The following is a 17,815-nucleotide window of genomic DNA, read 5'->3' on the forward strand; positions in this document are numbered from 1 at the left end:
TTGACCGAATAAAAGCAGTTAGCCGTGAACGAATATTGTCGGAGGCAATAGATGCGTATCCTGGTTGTTGGGGCAATTTATGGCGGCACCGTACCCATGGGACGGGCCATTTATCAGGCCTTCAACGAAATCAAGCTTGAGGCCGATTTTCTTGATTATGCAGACCTTCAGAAAGAACTGCTGGAGATAAGAAGCGTACGGGATGAGCAGAAATCATATCAGTTTTATTTGAAAGTTAGAATAAGGCTATTGGAAAGGGTTAGTAATTTCAAGCCCGATGTTATTTTCGGCGTTGCCCAGTCTCCCCTTAACGATTCCGAAATGCTGCAGGGGTTCAAAAAGGCGGGCATACGGCTGTGCTACTGGTTTATGGAAGACTATCGTATTTTTGAGTACTGGAGGGCCATAGCACCCCATTTTGATCACTTTTTTACAATACAAAAAGAAACCTTTTGGGACCAGTTAAACCAGATCGGCTGCAATAACTATTATTACTTGCCTGCTGCGTTCGACTCCAATTTGGAATGTCCGGTCCGCGAAAAGAAGCCAAAAATATCCGTTTCTTTTGTGGGGGCCCCATATCCGAATCGCGTTCATTTTTTTGGTAAGCTGCGAAGGACGGACTTTAAAATATATGGCGAAGGATGGAACAAACATCCTAACTCATCGGTGGTTGTCGGCGATCGTAGGATCACGGAATGTGAAGCGCGGGATATATATCAACGTTCGGTCATAAATATTAATCTGCATTCATCCCCGTTTCCGCACACATTTGAGGGAGGGGACTTTTTAAATCCGAGAACATTTGAATTGGCCGGGCTGGGCGCTTTTCAGTTGACCGACATGCGAAAGCCTCTGACACTTCATTTTGATCCGGCGGAAGAGGTAGTTTCCTTGAACACCTGGGAGGATATGGAACGGGCCATAGATTATTTTCTTGAACATGAAGCTGAGCGCGAGGCAATTGCAAAAAGGGCTCAGGAGCTTGTGTTAAAAAAGCATACGTATAAACACCGCGCAGAGGAAGTTTTGAGTGTTTTGTCATAAGAGCCTGTTCGTAACAAGTTAGCGTTTTTAGAATACATGATAAAAAGTGCAAAGAACATATCAAATCAGGAACTCGGGGAGGAGAGGGCTTGAAAGAATTCAGGAAGACGTTTGAATTAGGAACTCAGGAAATCAGGAAAATAAGGCTGATAATCAGGAACTCATGAACTCAGGAAAAATGTTGTTCCATTCCTGATTTTTTGATTTCCAGATTCATTCATATAAATTGTTACCAGGAAAGTATTATTGAGAAATTGATTTTCAGCAGTCCGGCTTCTGGTTGCTCTGTTCTTTCATGAGTTCGTGAGTTCCAGATTGATAGCCCTTTCTGAATGTAGGACTGTTTCAAACACCTAAGGTGTTATTGATATTCTTATTTTTTCTGTGTGCTTTGTGGTTAATCTTTTGACAATACGGGAAGCCCGGAAAGGGGATTTATATGGACGATGGAAAAATTTTGATAATCCATCTCAGTCGTCTGGGTGACATGGTTCAGAGTCTTCCGGCATTAAAGTTATTGAAAGAGGAGCAGCCTCACAGCGTAATCACTTATCTTGGCATTGAGGATTTTTGCCATATTCTTTCTGATGTTCCGTGGATCGATAATTTAGTGACACTTCCGTGGCAGGAGATCGGTTCTATTGTGGGGGAGTTAAGCGAAGGAAGTCTAGGTGCGCTCGACCGATTATGGAACAGGGTTCCTGAGTTGGCCGAAGAGTATGACTTATTAGTCAATTTGACCCATAATTGGGGCAGCAGTTACTTGTCCGGGAGGGTGAGAGCCAGGCAGAAGAGAGGCAGGGTATTTTCGGACAAAGATGAGATTGTCGTCTCCGGCAAATGGGGAAAATATCTTTTTGCTATGACAAGAAATCAGAAAGACAACTTACTAAATTTAGTTGATATTTACATGGGAATGGCTGGTGTCAAAAACAGGCCGGCAGGGCAGTTTTTGCCTACTGATCCGGCGTTAGATCAAAAATGCGCCTCTCAACTATCCGATCTCGGAGTTCGAGGTGGAAAGTTATCCGTTGGTTTTCAGCTCGGAGCAAGCAAACCCAACAGGGCGTGGCCGTTGGAAAATTTTATCAAATTAGGAGAACTCCTTTTCCAGCACCTGGATGCACAGATCGTTCTTTTCGGATCTGAAAGAGACCTGGCTCTTGCCGATAGGTTTCATGAACAGGCGACCTATCCCCTTACAAGCCTTATCGGGAAGACGAGACTTTCGGAGCTGGGTTCATTTTTTAAGGGGATCGATCTATTAATAGGTAATGATACAGGTCCGATCCACATCGCGGCTGCGGTGGAAACCAAAGTGGTCGGGATCTTCGTTAGTACGGCCCATTTCGGGGTGACAGGTCCTTATGGGGCCGGACATGTGGCCGTCCAGTCGAATTATCCATGTGCGCCGTGCCTAGGCTCAACTGCGTGTTATTATCCCTTATGCAGAGAAAACATAAAACCTGAAACCGTGGAGCAAGGGGTGAGGCTGTGTTTGGGTCTGGATGAAGGCATAGCGGCTGCGGGGCCGGAAGCCAGCTTATACAAATCTTCCTTCCATACCGATGGAACGTTGAGATACCGGTTGATCAGCCCAAATACAGACGGTTTTTTGCCCTGGCTGAGGTCGTTCCACTATCTAAAAGCATCAGTCAGCCAAAACCTCTGGAATGACTGGCTTGGCCTGCACTCGGACTTTGTTGATGTTGAAGTGAAAGGTAAGGACTTACGGACAGAAGAAATCTTAGCCGCCATTAAAACAGCTTGTTCATCCTATAAAAAGATCTATGAAGACGGAAGGACTTTATGTCAGAAGATAATCGATCAATTTCAAAGAGATAAACCGGATATCCCGCTTGTCCAGGTTATGATCGAATCCTTAAGGCAGATTGAGGAAAGGGTAAGAGGTTTAGAATGCCCGCTTTCCATTCTGAAAGAGATGCATGAGTACTATATGGCGGAAATGGAGCCTTGCAATTTTCCTGAGCTCGCGCACAAGTTTTTGGAAAAGTATATGGCACTAACGGATATTGTAACCAGTTTTGAGATAACGCTTAAAAAACGTAACAATTTAGCGTTTTGAAAATGCATGATAAAAAGTGCAAAGAAACATATCAAATTAGGAACTTAGGAAAATAAGGCTGATAATCAGGAACTCAGGAAATCATGAAGAAAAATGCATTCCTGATTTTTCGCCTCGGTCGAAGATACGCCGTAGGCGTGCGAATCTGCCTATGGCACGACTTGATTTCCAGATTCATTCATATAAGCAGTAACACTTCAGGCATTACAACCCCTCGCATTTACGACAGGCCTTCAAAAATCTAAATTGTTGCCAGGAAAGTATTTTTGAGAAATTGATTTTCAGCAATTCGGCTTCTGGTTGCTCTGTTTTTTCATGAGTTCCTGAGTTCCAACTGTAAAAATCTACAGCATTTCAGACGTTGTCGTCAAATCTTTGACTTATTTGCCTAGTACCCGGAACAATTTGCCTACCCTCGTTCCTACTGAAGATTCAGCAATTACTCTAACTACCTGGTTTCATAAGTAAAATAAGTACAAATAATTATGGCATAGCAATTGCTAATCCTAAAGTGAATCTAAAAGTTAAATTAAAGTTTCTTCTCCCATGTGCCGAGAACGGTAATAATAGTTGACCGTTATCCGTTAACCGTTGACCGAAAACAGACGCCGGGACTGGCAGGCGCGGTGACAACCGATTTCGGGATTGGGGAATGATAACGACAGAATCGGAGAGCCGGTGATACGGAGAGCAATTGAGGACTTCAATGCTATCCGGTCGGTAAACGGTGAACAGTCAACGGTGAACAATCCAACAGTGGAGCGTGACTATGGATTACAGGGTGCAAGAGGTGAGTAAGAAGTTAGGTGTCCCAACATCTACGATCCGATATTGGGAGTCCGCCTTTCCTGCGTTTGTCAAACCAATAAGGACGAATGGCGGGCAGAGAAGATATTCTGATGAGGATATTGATGCATTGATGCAAATCAAGGAATTGCTTCACGGCAAGAATAGAACAATTGAGCAGGCCAAGGGACTTCTTAAAAAAGGGAATGCCGACATCGGAAAGATAGATTGGGAAAAACAATCGATTCTCTTAACCGGTGGAACGGGGTCTTTTGGAAAACATTTCTGTAAGGTAATGGTCGAAAAGTATAACCCAAGGGTCATAAGAATTTACAGTCGTGATGAGTTAAAACAACACGAGATGCGCCAACAATTCGGCGAGGAGGTTTTAAGGTATTTTATCGGTGATGTAAGAGATGCTGACCGTTTAAAAAGGGCGATGGAGGGAGTAGATATAGTCGTACATGCCGCAGCGCTTAAGCAGGTTCCCTCCTGCGAATATAATCCTTTTGAGGCGGTAAAAACCAATATCTACGGGGCGCAGAATGTCATCGATGCTGCCATCAACACCGGTGTGAAGAAAGTAGTGGCACTGAGTACGGACAAAGCCGTAAACCCGGTCAACCTCTATGGAGCTACCAAACTCTGTGCGGACAAGCTTTTCATCCAGGGAAATTCCTACTCCGGTTCACGGGGTACGCGGTTTTGTTGCGTGCGGTACGGCAATGTTATTGGAAGTAGAGGCAGCGTTATCCCTCTATTCAAAGAGCAGAAAAAGAGCGGAAAGGTAACCATAACGGACAGACGGATGACCAGGTTCTGGATTACGCTCGATCAGGCGATTGAATTGGTTATTAAGGCCCTCTGCCATATGCAGGGAGGGGAAATTTTTGTGCCTAAGATACCAAGTATGAAGATCATGGATTTAGCCAGAGCAGTAGCCCCGGGATGTGAAATCGGATTTATAGGGATAAGGCCGGGCGAGAAACTCCATGAGGCTCTGATTACAGAGGAGGAAGGGCGGAACACTGTTGCCTACGATGGTATGTATATCATCATGCCACGCTATTCATGGTGGGAAAACCGTAATCGTTATGACATCGGTCAGAAGCTGCCGGATGGCTTTGTATACACCAGCGATAAGAATGACGAATGGCTGACGGAGGATCATTTGAGGGAAATCATCTACGACTCCCCAGCGGCGGAAGACGATTCGGCTCACGAATTATTATCCACTATTCATCATTTAAACGAGAAGGTGATCTTGAACATGCTGAATTCCGAAGAAGGATTGGAAGGAGTTCACCGTTGACCGTAAGGCTTTTAGCCGCAGACGCATTTCAAGACTGTCTTGCCACAGAGGACACAGAGGGCACAGAGAAAATTCAATGACTTCCAAAAAATCAAAAGAAAAAGGCAAGGCAGTTAAGAAAAACCGTCCAGACTGCTACCCGTGGGAAAACGGATTCTGGCTTGAATTACTGATCTCTGTGCCCCTGTGGCAAGATTCTGATTTTGGGAATAAGACATGGCAGATAAACTAACGGAACAGATCATAGCGGCGGCAATAGGTAACCGTTCACCGTTGACTGTTCACCGTTGTCCGTAAGAATTCGAAAAGCATCTTTTTGGCAAAGGGGCACGGTGATCGCGTATTCCATCGGTCTCCGGTCCTGGTGCCAAGAGACTAGGGACCAGAGATCAGGAGCCAAGTATTCTCTGAAAAGCACAAGGAACGTCTTTTCGGTGAACGGTCAACAATGAACGGTGAACGGTTACAGGGACAACGGATTGATTTACTGGTGAATAATGAAGTTGTGGTCGAAATTAAGTCGGTTCGCAGGCTGGAGGATATCTTTACGGCTCAGGTATTGTCGTATCTAAAAAGCATGGGCTTAAAACGGGGCCTGCTTATCAACTTTGGCGAAAGCAAACTGGTCAGCGGTGTGAAAAGGCTGTCTCTATGAACTCTGTGACCTCTGTGCCCTCTGTGGCAAAGAGTATTGGTGAACGGTCAACGGATAACGGTGAGCGTCCCCTTATTCCCTACGGCCGGCAGTCGGTTGATGACGACGACATAGCCGCAGTGGTTGAGACCCTGCGATCAGATTGGCTAACCCAGGGCCCCAGGGTGCGGGAATTTGAGGAGGCTTTTGCCGTCTATGTCGGTTCCAGATACGCTGTAGCGGTGAACAGTGGGACGGCTGCGCTGCATCTGGCATGTTTAGCCGCCGGCCTTGGTCCAGGAGATGAGGTTATAACCAGCCCGATTACTTTTGTGGCCACGGCCAACTGTGCGCTTTATGTGGGCGCCCGGCCCGCTTTCGTGGATATTGACCCTGCAACCTTCAATCTGGATCCCGGGCGGTTGGAAGCATATCTAAAAAGTCGTCCACCGTTTACAGTTCACCGTTCACAATCAAAAGGTCGGGCAACGGTCAACGGGCAACGGTCAACGTCCAGGCCTCGTGCAGTCATCCCTGTCCACTTTGCCGGCCTTCCCTGCGACATGTCTGAAATCCACCGGGTCGCAAAAAAGTTTGATTTAGTCATTATTGAGGACGCCTGCCATGCTCTGGGGGCCAAGTACAGAGTAGGGCGGGAAGAAGACAGCCGATGGATCAGTATCGGGAGTTGTTCTCATTCCGATATGACTGTGTTCAGCTTTCATCCTGTTAAGCATATCACTACGGGTGAAGGTGGTATGGTGACTACCAACGACGCAGCTCTGTATGGGCGTCTGGTCCTCCTCAGAAACCATGGTATTACGCGTAACCCTGAAGAGTTCACGGTTCACAGTTCACAGTTGACCGTGAAAGGCAATTCAATTGTTTCCGTCGGTGAACGGACAACGGTGAACGGACAACGGGCCATGCCCCCATGGTATTACGAGATGCAGAACCTCGGCTATAACTACCGGATCACCGATATCCAGTGTGCCCTCGGGAGATCTCAACTGAACAAAATAGGGTCTTTCGTGGAACGAAGGCGTTCCATCGCCGGGCAGTATTCACGAATAATAGGAGGGCTCCCCAAATTACGTCATCAGACGGAGCCGGACGGGTGCCAATCCTCCTACCACCTTTATGCCATACTTATACACGATGAGGCCAGGATGTCGAGAGACGAGGTCATGGCAGAGCTTAAGAGGATGGGAGTGGGCGCACAGGTCCATTATATACCGGTTTACAGGCACCCTTTTTACCAGAAATTGGGCTTTAAGGCTAATAGCTGGCCCAATGCCGAGCACTTTTTCCGGCATTGCCTGTCCATTCCCATGTTCCCCGGAATGTCCGAGAAGGAGATAGAGCAAGTGTCGAATGTCTTGGAAGAAGTAGGAAGCAGACTTTAGAGAAGCAATATGAGAATTGCTGTAGTCGGCTGTGGTTCTATTGGAAGACGTCATATCAGGAATCTGATTGTTCTGGGTGTACAGGACATTATCGGATGCGATGCCGACCCTGAACGGCTTAGTATTGTGAGAGCGGAGAATGGCATTACAGGGTTTTCCAGGTTCCCGGACGTTTTAGCGGCAAGGCCTGACGCAGTCGTTATTGGCACGCCCCCGAGCCTTCATGTTCCCCTAGCTCTGGAGGCGGCGAGAACAGGATGCCATCTTTTTATCGAAAAACCATTGTCGAACAGCTTCGATCAAGTAGCTGATTTGGTAGAAGAGGTGGAGAGGAAACAGCTTATTACCTTAATCGGTACTAACTTCAAATTCCACCCGAGCTTTGTAAAGATGAAGAAAATCCTCGAATCTGGTGTTTTGGGAAGAATGCTGTCGGCACGGTGCCAGTTTGGTCAGTACCTGCCCGACTGGCATCCGTGGGAGGACTATCGGAAGACTTACAGCGCCCGGCGGGAGCTTGGCGGTGGTATCCTTTTTGACTCCCACGAGTTTGACTATATGAGCTGGTTCATGGGCGATATAAAAGAGATCTTTTGTATGGCCGGGAAACTGAGCGATCTCGAAATCGATACAGAAGATACCGCCGAGGTGATTCTGAGATTCAGCAGCAGCACTATCGGCGAAATTCATCTCGACTATACGCAGAGACGCTATCAGAGGAACTATGAGTTTTTTGGAGAACAGGGAACGTTGAAATGGGACTTCAACGACCGTGAGGTTCGTCTCTATAAGGCAAAGGAAGAAATGTGGGAGGTATTCCAGGAGCAGAGTGGCTATGACCTGAATATGATGTATGTCGAGGAGATGAAACATTTCCTGGATTGCGTCCGGAACGGGAAGCAAACGATTACGGATATCCATAGTGGGGTGAAAATCCTCCAGGCCATCCTGGCAGCCAAGGAATCGGCCCGCGACGGACAAATAAAGAAGATGTTGAATCTGGAACTCAGGAACTCAGGAAAGAAATGAAAAGATGCTTGCCACAGAGCGCACAGAGTTCACAGAGATTTCTTTCTTTTCCCGGCGGAACCCATAGGGCTATCTTGACGGTCAGGGTTCCATTCCGACGCCCTCGCCATGATACTGAATTCCTCTGTGCCCTCTGTGACCTCTGTGGCTAGAAAGGGACTTATATGATTTTGGCTATTATTCAGGCGCGTATGGGGTCCACTAGACTACCGGGCAAGGTGCTTGCAGACATCTGCGGGAAACCCATGCTCTGGCATGTGTGGAACAGGGTACGGACAGTCCCGTCTGTAGACAAAGCGGTAGTAGCGACTTCAGTAAGCCAGGCCGACGATCCTGTAGTCGATTTCTGTATGAGACACGAAATCGAGTATTTTCGCGGTAACGAGGCGGATGTGCTTGACCGTTTTTATCAGGCTGCAAAGACATTTTGTGCGGATGGGGTGGTCCGTATCACTGCGGACTGCCCGTTGATCGATCCCGGTGTCGTTGACAGGGTGGTTCGTGTCTATCTCGGAGGCGATTACGATTACGTCTCCAATACGCTAAGATACACGTACCCTGATGGTCTGGATACAGAAGTACTTACGTTTGCGGCATTAGAGGCGGCCTGGGGGGAAGCAAGGCGGGCAAGCGAGCGGGAACACGTAACGCCATACGTTCGCACCTCAGGACGATTTCGACTGATGAATGTTGAAAACGCCGTAGATCTGTCTGCCCGCGGATTTCGATGGAGTGTTGATGAGACGCGTGATCTGGACTTCGTACGTGCCGTTTACGCCAGACTCGGCGGTAACGGCCGGCTCTTTGCTCTCTCTGATATCACGAATCTGCTCGATCAGGAGCCGGATCTAGCGAAAATCAATCAGGGCAGTGTTCGAAACAGCGGATACTATATTTCCCTGGCGAGAGAGCCTCGCGTTTCCCAGAGAACGAGAGAACTGAAGAATTCCGGTGAGCTAAAGGCAAAAGCTACGAGACTTATTCCCTCCTGCAGTCAGACCTTCAGCAAGGGGCCCACGCAGTTTGTGCAGGGTGTCGCGCCGGTATTTCTCAAGCGCGGTCAGGGTAGCCATGTATGGGATGTGGACGGCAATGAATACATCGACTACCCTATGGCCCTGGGACCGATCATCCTGGGCCACAACTATCCGGCCATAACCGAGGCGGTTAACCGCCAAATGCAGGACGGGATAACATTTTCACTGCCGCATCCGCTGGAAGTGGAAGCGGCAGAAATACTTGTCGAGATTATTCCCTGCGCCGAGATGGTACGCTTCGGAAAGAACGGATCCGATGTCACCGCAGGGGCTGTCCGTGTTGCACGGGCCTATACCGGTAAGGAGGTCGTGGCCTGCTGCGGCTATCACGGTTGGCAGGATTGGTACATAGGGACCACCACAAGGAACAGGGGGGTGCCGAAGGCCGTACAGGAACTGACTGTTGCCTTTGAATACAACAATATTGCCAGCCTGGAACGGGTATTTGACGAGCACAAGGGCCATGTGGCAGCGGTAATCATGGAGCCGGTTGGAATAATAGAGCCGTGCGACGGGTTCCTGCAACAGGTGCGGGAACTGACGCAGCGCGAAGGGGCATTACTGGTTTTCGACGAGGTGGTTACGGGCTTTCGCCTGGCGCTGGGCGGAGCGCAAGAATACTTCGGAGTTGTGCCTGACCTAGCTTGCGTTGGAAAGGCCATGGGCAATGGATATCCGATTGCGGCGGTGGTGGGACGCCGTGAGATTATGGAGGTTTTTGACGAAATATTCTTTTCCTTTACCTTTGGCGGCGAGACAATTTCTCTGGCGGCAGCGGTGGCTACCATTGCCGAGATCCGTAGGCAGAATGTAATTGGGCATCTTTGGGAGCAAGGGACGAAGTTGAAGGACGGATACAACGTCCTGGCACGAGAGTTCGGTGTAGATGCTTTCACAAGATGCATCGGTTTGCCGCCTCGTACGGTTATCACCTACAAGGACGAGAACGGAGAAGAGTCCTTGGTCTTCAAAAGCCTGTTCCAGCAGGAATGCCTGAAGCGAGGGATCCTGTTCTCCGGAGGCCAGAATATCTGTTTCAGCCACAGCGATGCGGATATCGACTATACCTTGCGTGTGTATCGGACGGCGTTGGAGATACTGGCCGAGGCCATCAAATGCGGGGATGTGGCACAGAGGCTCGAAGGCAAACCGGTGCAGCCGGTATTTAGAAAGCCATGAAAATGCAGCCATCAGCTGTCAGTCATCAGCTATCAGCAGGAGGTTGGGTTGGGAGATTTTAAGAAATTGAAAGTATGGCAAAAGAGCCATGCGGTGACACTTGCTGTTTACAAAGCATCCAGGAAATTTCCTAAAGAAGAGATTTACGGGCTTACCAGCCAAATAAGGCGAGCCAGTGTTTCGGTACCTGCCAACATCGCTGAAGGTTGCGGCAGGAATGGAGACACGGAATATGCACGGTTCCTACAGATAGCCATGGGGTCAGCAAGCGAGCTGGAGTATCACCTGCTTCTTTCTCAGGATCTCGGTTTTCTGGTGCCCTCAGATTATGACCAGATCGTTCGCGATCTCAGCGAAGTGAAACAAATGCTAACATCCTTCATTAAAAGGCTGAAAGCTGACGGCTGAAAGCTGATAGCTATTTGTGTGTGGGTCTGTGGCTAAAGAAATGAACTCTGTGTGCTCTGTGCCCTCTGTGGCGAAGAATCTTGTTATCCGGGCGGATGCCGGGACCGAAATCGGCGCCGGGCATGTGATGCGCTGCCTCGCATTGGCCCAGGGATGGCAGGATGCCGGGGGGCATCCCATTTTTGCGATGGCCACGGAGGCGCCCAATCTGGAGGTCCGCTTGAAATCAGAAGGTGTCGAGGTTGTTCATCTGGCGGTCAAGCCGGGAAGCGCCGAGGATGCCACAGCTACGGCAAGTCTGGCGCAAGAGGCAGGGGCGACATGGATAACCGCGGACGGCTACCGGTTTGACACGCGGTACCAGCGAATGGTCAAGGGCCGCGGCGCAAGGCTCCTGATAATGGATGACTATGGCCATGCTAGTCATTACTACGCAGATATCGTGTTGAATCAGAATATATATGCCTCTGAGGAGATATACAGGAATAGAGAGCCTTATACGAAGCTTTTATTGGGTACTTGCTATGCTCTTCTCCGACGTGAATTTATGAAATGGCATAACTGGAAACGAGAGATCCCTGATATGGCTCGGAAAATTCTGGCAACCCTGGGCGGAAGCGATCCGGATAATATTTCCCTGAAGGTGATCGATTCCATAAAGATGCTTAGTCATTCAGATCTGGAAGTAAAGATCATAGCAGGTCCTTCCAATATGCATGTTAGCAGCCTGAAGCAGACTATTTATGAAAGGTCGGTGAACGGTCAACGGTCAACGGTTAATATATCTCTTCTCTCTGCTCCGCACAATATGCCCGAGCTAATGGCCTGGGCGGATTTGGCCATTTCAGCCGCGGGAACTACCTGCTGGGAACTGGCATTCATGCGGTTGCCTGCTCTGCTGCTGGTCGTGGCCGACAATCAAAACTGCGTAGCCGATCGGCTGGAAGCGGCCGGAGCAGCGATTAATCTGGGCAGGCAGAGCGCGGTCCCGCCGCACGAGATATCCCGGGCGCTTCTTCGGTTGCTCAGGGATCGGGGAGAGCGGGAGGCGATGGCCCGGTCCGGCCGGAATTTGGTCGATGGTGAAGGCGCCGCAAGAGTAGTGAAATGTTTGCAGGGTGGGGAAATGGAACTGCGTCCGGCATCTGTCGATGATTGCCGGCTTTTGTGGAAGTGGGCGAATGATCCGGAGACGCGTGAGGTCTCTTTTTCGCCGGAATCTATCAAGTGGGAGGATCACGTTAAGTGGCTGGAGTCAAAACTGGGCGACCCTGGCTGCGTTTTTTGGGTGGCAAGCAACGGAGAGGGGACTTCTATCGGACAGGTGCGGTTTGACGTGGACGGCGGCGAAGCGATAATCTCGGTCAGCGTGGACAAAGCGTTTCGAAACAGGGGGTACGGTAACAGAATCATTCGATTGGCCTGCGGAAAAGTATTTGAAACTGCGCGGATTGGCTCCATTCATGCATACGTGAAGGAGGGTAATTACGGATCCGCGAAGGCCTTTTTCAATGCCGGATTCAAAAGGTCCGGGATTTGCGTGGTCAAGGGGCAGAAAGCCTTCCATTTCGTCATGGAGAGACCTCAGTGAACGTATGAACAGCCTGATTGAGATAAATGGTCGCCCTGTTGGAGAGGGATATCCGGTGTATATTGTCGCCGAGTTATCCGCCAACCACCGTCAGGAATTTGACAGGGCGGTTGAACTTGTCAAGGCGGCCAAGGCAGCGGGGGCAGACGCCGTAAAGTTGCAAACCTATACTCCGGACACCATGACCATCTGTTGTGATAACCGTCATTTTCAGATTGGGAAAGGCACCCTGTGGGAGAACCGTAGTCTATACGACCTCTACCGTGAAGCCTATATGCCGTGGGAATGGCAGCCCAAGCTGAAAGCAGTCGCCGAAGACCTGGGTATGGACTTGTTTTCCGCAGCGTTTGATTACTCGGCTGTGGACTTTCTGGAAGAAATGGGCGTGCCGGTCCATAAGGTGGCATCGTTCGAGATTGTAGATATTCCGCTCATCGAAAAAATGTCCCAAACCGGGAAGCCATTGATCATCTCAACCGGAATGGCGAACCTGGGAGAAATCGAGGAGGCGGTTCAGACCGCGCGCCGTGCAGGAGCCACGCAGATTGGCCTCCTCAAGTGCACCAGTGCATACCCGGCGCTGCCGGAGGATATGAACTTGCGGACTATTCCACACATGATGACTGCATTTAACGTCCCGGTGGGGTTGTCGGATCACACCCTGGGTATAGCCGTGCCTGTGTCGGCGGTGGCGCTGGGGGCGTGCATTGTAGAGAAACACTTCACTTTGTCGCGGGCTGTCCCCGGTCCCGATTCTGCCTTTTCCCTGGAACCGCATGAATTTGCGGCGATGGTGGAGGCGATCCGCACATCCGAAAAGGCCCTCGGAACAGTCAACTATGGTGCGAGCAGTGAGGAATCCAGGAGTCTCATGTTCAGGCGATCCCTTTTTGTGGTGCAGGACATGGAGGCCGGCGAGGTATTTAGTGCGGAGAATGTTCGGTCTATCCGACCCGGATACGGCCTGCCGCCCAAATTTTTGAAAGAAGTTCTAAGTCACCGGGCCTCAAAAGATATTAAAAAAGGCACACCCGTTGACCGGAGTTTAATGGTTGTTTGAACATGCATAGCGAGCGCATTCCCTGCTGCTTGCAGCGGGGTTAGCGAGCGAATATGATGCATTTTACCTTGCATACGGAGATTCCCCATCCGCCGCCCGCCTGCGGCGGACGGGGAGCTTCAATTATCGTAACAAGTTAGCGTTTTGAAAATGCATGATAAAAAGTGCAAAGAAACATATCAAATCAGGAACTCAGGAAATCAGGGAAGTATTTTTGAGAAATCGATTTTCAGCAGTTCGGCTTTTGGTTACTCTGTTTTTCATGAGTTCATGAGTTCCAGATTAATAGTCTTCTCTGAATGTAGGATTGTTGCAAACACCTAAAGTGTTACGAATTATCTAATCGGAGGTGCATACAATGAATGATCTCAGGCGTTGCACTAAATGCGTTCTTCCTGAGACGCACGAAACCATTGTTTTCGACGAAGAAGGCGTTTGCAACATTTGCCGCCAGCACGAATACAAGCAGACGGCTATCGACTGGGATGCAAAGAAGCGCGAACTTGATAAACTCATCGGGGCTTATCGCGGTAAGTACGATTATGACTGTATCGTTCCTTTCAGCGGCGGTAAGGACAGTACCTGGACGCTTTACTATCTGGTAAAAGAGTATGGCATCAAACCTCTCGTAGTCCGTTTCGACCATGGTTTTTTGCGTCCCAATCTACTTGAAAATACTATTCGCACCATCCGCAAGCTCGGTGTTGACCTGCATGTCTTTACGCCAAACTGGCACGTTGTACAGAAGTTGATGCTCCAAAGCTTCCTCGAAAAAGGGGACTTCTGCTGGCATTGCCACACGGGAATTTTTGCCTATCCCATGTGGGTGGCAATCCGGTATAAAGTTCCTCTGATCTTTTGGGGCGAACCTTCCGCCGAGTATACCGCGTACTACAGTTATGATCAACCGGAGGAAGTGGACGAAAAACGCTTCAACCGTTACATAAATCTTGGGATTACGGCTGAGGATATGTTTGTGCGGTTCGAAGGCCGCATCGATGAGCGCGACCTTCAACCTTTTAAATATCCGCCCCTAAAGGAACTTCGCAAGATCAATTACCGATCAGTCTGTCTCGGAAGTTTCATCCCTTGGGACGTCAAGCGACAGAAAAGCATCATTGAGGCCGAGCTGGGGTGGAAAGGTGATGAAGTGGAAAATGTTCCCCCTGGGTACGATTATGAAAAAATAGAATGCTATTTGCAGGGCGTGCGCGATTATATCAAATACATTAAGCGAGGTTATACTCGCCCTGCCCACCTCGCATCCATCGATATTCGCAATGACCGTATGAGGCGTGACGAGGCGCTGGAGATGATCAAAGGATTCGAGGGGAAACGTCCTCCCAGTCTCGATATTTTCCTGGAATATACCGGATTGACGGAAGACGAATTCCTTGAGATCGCAATGAGTCACGGTGTTTCGCCTTACAAACATGACCCTTCGAAGGTTGAACCTGGCGGGAAAGTTCATGATGTTGAGATGTGGCCCAGACACGGAGCCATGTCCCGGGAAGAAACAGAGGTTCAGCTTGACCGCTGGCGTCGCAGAAATGGACGAGTCCCGTTGCGAGCAGCGCTTTGATTATGGGACGCAGATGAACGCAGATTTTCAGGATTTTATCAAAAGATGTTGCGCGTTACGAGTTACGGGTTGCGGGTGCTGCAAATTCAGGGTTGAGGCTAAGGGGTTACGGTCAACAGTGAACGGAGAACGGTGAACGATCAATGATCGGTATCGTTGATTACGGTATGGGGAATCTGCTTTCCGTTTACCACGGGTTGGAGATGGTGGGAGCGGAGGTGAAAGTCTGCACCCGGGGGGAAGATCTCAAAGATGTTGAGCGAATTGTGCTTCCGGGTGTCGGCGCTTTCGGGGATTGTATGACGAACCTGACAGAGAAAGGTTTCACAGAAGCCCTGAATAAGGCGATTCTCCAGCAGGGCAAGCCCATTCTGGGTATCTGCCTCGGCATGCAGGCCATGGCGCGCCGAGGTTTCGAAGGCGGGGAACACAAAGGATTGGGTTGGATCGAGGGTGATGTCGTCCGCCTCCAGCCTGACGATCCGCTTCTGCGAGTGCCCCACGTGGGCTGGAATGAGGTTCATTACCGTCAAGAGAGCCCGCTTTTTGCAGGGTTACCGCTGTCCCCTGATTGCTACTTCGTCCACTCCTATCACTTGAGGTGCGATCATGAACACGATGTGGATGCGATCTGCAATTACGGCGGCGCGGTAACCGCAGCGGTCAGGCGTAATAATATCTTCGGCACCCAGTTTCACCCGGAAAAAAGCCAGGATTATGGCCTACAGGTGCTTAGCAATTTTCTCAAATGGAAGCCATGACCGAGTTGCGGGTTACGTGTTTCGCGTTCCGAGTTAGGAGTTACGGGTGGGCCTTATAAGTTGCGGGTTGCGAGTTATGGGTTACGGCATGCCGTCCATGTCAGGGTTGAGTCTGTGTAAGTCAGTGTGGGTCTGTGGCTGATGTTGAAGAAGCGCCTTATACCAAAGTTACAGATGAGAGCGAGCCGTTTCGGGTCAACAACCCAGATGGTTCTCGTGACTACCGTTCAGTTCGGAGAGGTTATCGAGATAGGGGATCCAGTCTCCCAGGCCAAGATCTATGAGGCCCAGGCTGCAGATGAATTGATATTCCTGGATCTCGATGCTTCGCTGGAAAATCGAGAGACGGTGATAGACGTGGTGAGAAAGGCGGCCGAGGAAATTTTTATACCATTCACGGTGGGAGGCGGAGTCCGATGTATAACAGATTTTCGCACATTACTGTCTAACGGCGCCGACAAGGTGAGTGTTAATACTGCTGCGGTCGAAGCCCCGGATCTGATTAATAGGGCTTCGGAAATATTTGGTGCGCAGTGTGTAGTTTTGAGCATCGACTATCGGAGAGATGGAGATAACAAGTACTGTGTTTGGGTCAAGGGAGGCAGATATAAAACCGGCCTCGATCCTGTGGACTGGGCTGTTGAAGGTGAGAAGCGTGGCGCAGGCGAGATATTATTAACGTCCATTGACCGGGACGGCACCCGAACTGGTCTGGATTTGGCGCTGACAAAGCGAGTGACAGAGGCAGTTTCCATTCCGGTCATTGCTTCAGGAGGTTGCGGAATGGCCAGCCATTTTGTGGATGGCTTTATCGTGGCAAAAGCAGATGCCGTTTCGGCAGGGACTTACTTTTGCTTTAAGGATGAGAACCCTATGCAGACCCGTTCCCGGGTCAGAAATGCAGGCATACCTATTCGTCTGCATACGTAGAATTAGGAGGAAGATTAGACAGTACCAGCCCGGATGAAGTTGCATATAGTAAAAATGGTAACAATTTAGCGTTTTGAAAATGTATGATTGATAAAAAGTGCAAAGAACATATCAAATCAGGAATTCAGGAAGACGTTTGAATCAGGAACTCAGAAAATTAAGGCTGATAATCTGGAACTCAGGAACTCATGAAAGAACAGAGCACCCAGAAGCCGAATTGCTGAAAATCAATTTCTCAAAAATACTTTCCTGATTTCCTGAGTTCCAGATTAATAACTTTTTTTTGAGTATAGGACTGGTAACCTCAGGTTTCAAGGCTGAAAGCATTCGGGCGGAGGGATTGTAGCCGGAAGAGGGTCAGAAAAGAGGTATCATGGAAAGTCAAAAAGAAAGCGCCAGGCCATTTATAGATGGAGAACGGATTTATTTACGAGAAGTTCGCCTTTCGGATGTGACTGAAAATTACTACCGCTGGATGAACGATCCTGAGGTGGTCCAATATTTGGAGACCCGGTTTTTTCCATATTCACGAGAGAAGATAGAATTTTACGTGAGACAAATGCAAGAAGATGCCAACAGTGCGTTTATGGCTGTTATTGTAAAAAATGGGGACGAGCACATTGGAAATATTAAGGTAGGCCCTATCAACTGGTTTCATCGCTTTGCGGATATTGCTCTTATCATTGGAGAAAAAAAAAGCTGGGGGAGAGGATATGGTACAGAGGCTATTAAACTGGTCACCGATTACGCTTTTAACACGTTAAATCTTCATAAATTGACGGCAGGGATATACGCAAACAACATTGGTTCGATTGAGGCCTTCAAAAAAGCTGGTTTCTCGGTAGAAGGGGTCAGGAAAAAACAGCGATTTTACCGTGGAGAGTATGTCGATGAAGTCATATTGGGCATTACACGATAATCTGTCGATTATGCCGGCAGGATAAAAATTGAGTTTGATTTAATGCCG

At 49.0% G+C, this 17,815-nt stretch carries 13 protein-coding genes and 2 pseudogenes; all 15 read left to right on the forward strand.

Translation table 11 applies throughout. The features are described from left to right. Nucleotides 1-51 precede the first annotated feature (51 nt). A complete protein-coding gene (locus tag PHT49_03790; protein MDD5450997.1) occupies nucleotides 52-1,047 on the forward strand; it encodes a glycosyltransferase in 996 nt (331 codons plus the stop codon). Nucleotides 1,048-1,486: 439 nt separating this feature from the next. After that, a complete protein-coding gene (locus PHT49_03795) occupies nucleotides 1,487-3,133 on the forward strand; it encodes a glycosyltransferase family 9 protein (protein ID MDD5450998.1) in 1,647 nt (548 codons plus the stop codon). A gap of 769 nt (nucleotides 3,134-3,902) precedes the next feature. Beyond that, a pseudogene (locus PHT49_03800) lies at nucleotides 3,903-4,106 on the forward strand (MerR family transcriptional regulator). 36 nt (nucleotides 4,107-4,142) lie between these two features. Continuing rightward, nucleotides 4,143-5,105 (forward strand): annotated as a pseudogene (pseB, locus tag PHT49_03805) (UDP-N-acetylglucosamine 4,6-dehydratase (inverting)). Between the two features lie 574 nt (nucleotides 5,106-5,679). Next, complete coding sequence (locus PHT49_03810; GenBank protein MDD5450999.1) at nucleotides 5,680-5,886, forward strand: GxxExxY protein; 207 nt, start codon at nucleotides 5,680-5,682, stop codon at nucleotides 5,884-5,886. Further along, complete coding sequence (pseC, locus tag PHT49_03815; protein MDD5451000.1) at nucleotides 5,883-7,271, forward strand: UDP-4-amino-4,6-dideoxy-N-acetyl-beta-L-altrosamine transaminase; 1,389 nt, start codon at nucleotides 5,883-5,885, stop codon at nucleotides 7,269-7,271. Before PHT49_03810 ends, pseC begins: the two co-directional genes overlap by 4 nt. Before the next feature lie 9 nt (nucleotides 7,272-7,280). Beyond that, a complete protein-coding gene (locus PHT49_03820) occupies nucleotides 7,281-8,300 on the forward strand; it encodes a Gfo/Idh/MocA family oxidoreductase (protein ID MDD5451001.1) in 1,020 nt (339 codons plus the stop codon). 164 nt (nucleotides 8,301-8,464) lie between these two features. Next, nucleotides 8,465-10,516 carry an aminotransferase class III-fold pyridoxal phosphate-dependent enzyme gene (locus PHT49_03825; protein MDD5451002.1) on the forward strand — a complete coding sequence of 684 codons (2,052 nt, stop codon included), beginning with the start codon at nucleotides 8,465-8,467 and terminating at the stop codon, nucleotides 10,514-10,516. A 48-nt stretch (nucleotides 10,517-10,564) separates the two neighbouring features. Next, a complete protein-coding gene (locus PHT49_03830) occupies nucleotides 10,565-10,924 on the forward strand; it encodes a four helix bundle protein (protein MDD5451003.1) in 360 nt (119 codons plus the stop codon). 28 nt (nucleotides 10,925-10,952) lie between these two features. Further along, a complete protein-coding gene (pseG, locus tag PHT49_03835) occupies nucleotides 10,953-12,515 on the forward strand; it encodes a UDP-2,4-diacetamido-2,4,6-trideoxy-beta-L-altropyranose hydrolase (GenBank protein MDD5451004.1) in 1,563 nt (520 codons plus the stop codon). A 4-nt stretch (nucleotides 12,516-12,519) separates the two neighbouring features. Then, nucleotides 12,520-13,575 carry a pseudaminic acid synthase gene (gene pseI, locus PHT49_03840; protein ID MDD5451005.1) on the forward strand — a complete coding sequence of 352 codons (1,056 nt, stop codon included), beginning with the start codon at nucleotides 12,520-12,522 and terminating at the stop codon, nucleotides 13,573-13,575. Nucleotides 13,576-13,933: 358 nt separating this feature from the next. After that, nucleotides 13,934-15,157, forward strand: coding sequence for an N-acetyl sugar amidotransferase (locus PHT49_03845; protein ID MDD5451006.1), 1,224 nt, complete (start codon nucleotides 13,934-13,936; stop codon nucleotides 15,155-15,157). A gap of 143 nt (nucleotides 15,158-15,300) precedes the next feature. Next, nucleotides 15,301-15,918 (forward strand): imidazole glycerol phosphate synthase subunit HisH, encoded by a 618-nt coding sequence (gene hisH / locus PHT49_03850; protein MDD5451007.1) that lies wholly within the window; start codon nucleotides 15,301-15,303, stop codon nucleotides 15,916-15,918. Between the two features lie 174 nt (nucleotides 15,919-16,092). Further along, nucleotides 16,093-16,848, forward strand: coding sequence for an imidazole glycerol phosphate synthase cyclase subunit (locus tag PHT49_03855; GenBank protein ID MDD5451008.1), 756 nt, complete (start codon nucleotides 16,093-16,095; stop codon nucleotides 16,846-16,848). A 373-nt stretch (nucleotides 16,849-17,221) separates the two neighbouring features. Next, nucleotides 17,222-17,767 carry a GNAT family protein gene (locus PHT49_03860; GenBank protein MDD5451009.1) on the forward strand — a complete coding sequence of 182 codons (546 nt, stop codon included), beginning with the start codon at nucleotides 17,222-17,224 and terminating at the stop codon, nucleotides 17,765-17,767. Nucleotides 17,768-17,815: the final 48 nt, after the last annotated feature.

Source organism: Desulfovibrionales bacterium, assembly GCA_028715605.1.
Taxonomy (GTDB): Bacteria; Desulfobacterota; QYQD01; order QYQD01; family QYQD01; genus QYQD01.

Bases quoted from the DNA above. Each gene is read 5' to 3' on its own strand.
- PHT49_03845 (MDD5451006.1), top strand. From the start codon at position 13,934: ATGAATGATCTCAGGCGTTGCACTAAATGCGTTCTTCCTGAGACGCAC.
- PHT49_03855 (MDD5451008.1), top strand. From the start codon at position 16,093: ATGAGAGCGAGCCGTTTCGGGTCAACAACCCAGATGGTTCTCGTGACT.
- pseC (MDD5451000.1), top strand. From the start codon at position 5,883: ATGAACTCTGTGACCTCTGTGCCCTCTGTGGCAAAGAGTATTGGTGAA.
- PHT49_03795 (MDD5450998.1), top strand. From the start codon at position 1,487: ATGGACGATGGAAAAATTTTGATAATCCATCTCAGTCGTCTGGGTGAC.
- hisH (MDD5451007.1), top strand. From the start codon at position 15,301: ATGATCGGTATCGTTGATTACGGTATGGGGAATCTGCTTTCCGTTTAC.
- PHT49_03810 (MDD5450999.1), top strand. From the start codon at position 5,680: ATGAACGGTGAACGGTTACAGGGACAACGGATTGATTTACTGGTGAAT.
- PHT49_03860 (MDD5451009.1), top strand. From the start codon at position 17,222: ATGGAAAGTCAAAAAGAAAGCGCCAGGCCATTTATAGATGGAGAACGG.
- pseI (MDD5451005.1), top strand. From the start codon at position 12,520: ATGAACAGCCTGATTGAGATAAATGGTCGCCCTGTTGGAGAGGGATAT.
- PHT49_03790 (MDD5450997.1), top strand. From the start codon at position 52: ATGCGTATCCTGGTTGTTGGGGCAATTTATGGCGGCACCGTACCCATG.
- PHT49_03820 (MDD5451001.1), top strand. From the start codon at position 7,281: ATGAGAATTGCTGTAGTCGGCTGTGGTTCTATTGGAAGACGTCATATC.
- PHT49_03825 (MDD5451002.1), top strand. From the start codon at position 8,465: ATGATTTTGGCTATTATTCAGGCGCGTATGGGGTCCACTAGACTACCG.